Here is a 2719-nt window from a genome sequence, read left to right on the forward strand (position 1 = left end):
TGACGCACGCGATGCGCTGTCGTAGCTCAGTCGGTAGAGCGCGTCCTTGGTAAGGACGAGGTCGCTGGTTCGATTCCAGTCGACAGCACCATTTTCCCTCCTGGATTTACCGCACAGACGATGTCCGGCGACTGTACGGCGCGCGCCGGCTTTGACAGTGCAGATCGGTGCGCCAGCCCGCCTGCATGAGCGGCCTTGCAGCTTTGACATACATGCCGCTGCCGCTTTCGCCTCTCAAATACCCCAGCTGGTTCAGGCCATTTCTACGGCTGGACGGCCGTGAACACGAAGTTGCCGCGAGGAACTTTCCACCGGGGAAGTCCCCCACACCAGCAATTGTGTCCTTGCTGCGGTTCAAGGTCATGCGTGGGATTGTGATCTTGATCCCATCCTGCACAATACATCCCGAGAAGACGCAGGCTGTCGTTCCAGACAGCTGGAAATACCCCATAGCGGTCGGTTTCCACCCCAATTATTACGGCAGAACGACTGCCCATTGAAGTCCATGACGCCATTTGACTTAATGTTGAAGTTGCATGCAGATCAGAGGGATTCACGCCTCTCTGGTAGGTCTGCAGATATGCTTGCCATTCATCAGCAATATCACTCTGCTGGCACGCCGCCACTGCCTGACCGCCGATCAGGCACGCAGTTAGCGCAACGGCGACACGCCGCATGTAGTTCTTATTCATCATTACATCATCCATATCAAAAATTCTGCGTCGCACAGAATTTGAGGCACTCGTCATGCTGGCGACCAAGAGCATGGCCGGCACTATAGACAGTAACGCCGATACAATCTTGAAAGCTCGCCACTCGTCCCAGATCCACTTTCAGCAGGACATCCGGCCACAGGCGAACAAGATATTCTGGGAAACTAATGAAACATCAACGAATATCCGGTAGGCGGTCGGCGGCCTCACAGTGGCTCCGGCCTCCTGGACACATGGGCCGCAGCCATCCGGTTGGCCTGGGCGAGGCTCTGCGCGAAGGACCCGCCCGCGGCCAGCGCAGCGACCAGAGTACCCATGAAGGCGTCACCGGCCCCATGGGTACTGACCAGCTCGACCGGCAAGGCCTCCAGGGCCACCGGCGGCTGGCCCGGCGCCATGGCGGCCACCCCCGCGTCGCCGGCCGTGACAATCGCGATGGGAAAACGGGCGGCCAGCGCCTGAGCCGCCTTCGTAGCCGAGGCGAGGTCGGTCACCGGCACAGCTGAAAGCGCCTCGGCCTCAAGCGCGTTCACGACCAGGAGGTCGACCAGCGCGACGAGTTCATCGGAAAGGGGCCGGAAGGGCGCGGCGTTCAGGCAGACGGTGGCCCCGACCCGATGCGCCGCGCCGGCTGCAGCCAGGTTCAGGCGGTCCGGGATCTCGTTCTGGAGGATGAGCGCCCGGACGTCCCGCCAGAGGTCCGCTTCCTCCAGATGCGCCGGATCGAGATGGAGGTTGGCGCCCGACACGATCACGGCGCCATAGTCGCCGCCGGCATCGGAGATCGCGACGCTCATGCCCGAGCCGATGCCGGCCAGCTTCCGGACGTGGGCGGCCTCGACCCCGCCAGCCTGGAGAGCTTCCAGCAGGAATCGGCCGAACTCATCGTCGCCGACCGCGCCGGCCATCCGGACCCGGGCGCCGGCCTGCGCCGCCGCCACCGCCTGATTGCCGCCCTTGCCGCCGAACTTCGGGCGCCAACCATGGCCGGTGACGGTCTCGCCCTTGCGCGGCCGGTCCGGCGCGTCGACCATGATGTCGTAGTGCAGGCTGCCGACCACCACGATGACCGGCTTCTCGGCATTGCTCATGGGATAGGCCACCCGGCAGTGACCGTCACGACGCCGGTCCCGCCCCGGCCGCCTGTGCCCCCGGCCCGGCACTGCCGATCAGCGCCTCGTTGACGATGCGCTGGCTGGCGACCGCGTCCTGGCTGAGCTGGGCCTCGCCCAGGCGGTGATCGGCATCGAGCTGGTCGACCACGGCCAGCAGGCGGCGCACCGTCGCGATGTTCGCCTGGCACTCCGCCACCGGGTCCAGGCCCGAGACGTCGGGGAAAGTGTCGAAGTAGAGGGCGCCGGCATAGCCGTCGCGGCGGATCTGCCGCAGCAATTCCAGGGTCGCGCGCAGATGGACGGCGCCCACCATCAGTCCATCGTCGCGCTTGGCGAAGCCGTCATTGAGGTGGACGCCCAGCAGCCGGCTGCGGCGGTGGATCAGGTGAGCGGCATAGGCCGGCTGTTCACCGGCATAGAGGGCGTGCGCGAAGTCGATGGTCACCCCGAGATTGGGCGCGCCCGCCTCGGCGATGGCGAGCAGCGTGGTCGCGGCATCGCGCAGCAGGCTGTGGGCTCGCGGCTCGTCGGGCTTGTACTCGATGCTGATCCGGCAGTCCGGATCGTGCGCCGCGACCTCACGGATGCCCGCGACCTCCAGTTCCCAGGCCTGCGCGTAGTCCAGCTGAAAATTATAGTCGAAGCCGTCCTGGCCGAGCCAGATCGTCATCAGATCCGCACCCATGGCGCGCGCCACGTCGATGCCCCGCTTGGTCAGCTCGATCGCCTCCCGCCGCACAGCCGGATCCGGGTTGGTGAAGGCGCCGAGCTTGAAGGCCGGGTTGGTGTAGTAGCGCATGGCCAGCCCGTTGAGCGACAGGCCGAGATCGCCGATGCGCCGGGCGAGCGCTGCGGGCTCTTCCGTGACATGGTCGGGAAAGTTCAGGTCGA

The 2719-nt window shown here is 65.3% G+C and carries 3 protein-coding genes and 1 tRNA gene; 1 reads left to right on the forward strand and 3 read right to left on the reverse strand.

All coding sequences use genetic code 11. The features are described from left to right. Positions 1-15 precede the first annotated feature (15 nt). A tRNA-Thr gene (locus EQG76_RS11265) sits at positions 16-91 on the forward strand. A 172-nt stretch (positions 92-263) separates the two neighbouring features. Here the strand turns inward: EQG76_RS11265 and EQG76_RS11270 are convergent. The 3 genes from EQG76_RS11270 to EQG76_RS11280 all read right to left on the reverse strand — a co-directional run. Continuing rightward, positions 264-695 carry a hypothetical protein gene (locus EQG76_RS11270; protein WP_159713407.1) on the reverse strand — a complete coding sequence of 144 codons (432 nt, stop codon included), beginning with the start codon at positions 693-695 and terminating at the stop codon, positions 264-266. Between the two features lie 224 nt (positions 696-919). Then, entirely contained in the window at positions 920-1804 is an 885-nt protein-coding gene (locus tag EQG76_RS11275; protein WP_159713408.1) for a PfkB family carbohydrate kinase, read from the reverse strand. Positions 1805-1829: 25 nt separating this feature from the next. Then, positions 1830-2719 (reverse strand): sugar phosphate isomerase/epimerase family protein (locus tag EQG76_RS11280; protein WP_159713409.1); only part of this gene is annotated, 890 nt, incomplete at its 5' end.

Source organism: Geminicoccus flavidas, assembly GCF_009806515.1.
GTDB lineage: Bacteria > Pseudomonadota > Alphaproteobacteria > Geminicoccales > Geminicoccaceae > Geminicoccus > Geminicoccus flavidus.

Excerpts from the sequence above, each read along its gene's own strand:
- EQG76_RS11270 (WP_159713407.1), bottom strand. The coding sequence starts at position 695 with ATGATGAATAAGAACTACATGCGGCGTGTCGCCGTTGCGCTAACTGCG.
- EQG76_RS11275 (WP_159713408.1), bottom strand. The coding sequence starts at position 1,804 with ATGAGCAATGCCGAGAAGCCGGTCATCGTGGTGGTCGGCAGCCTGCAC.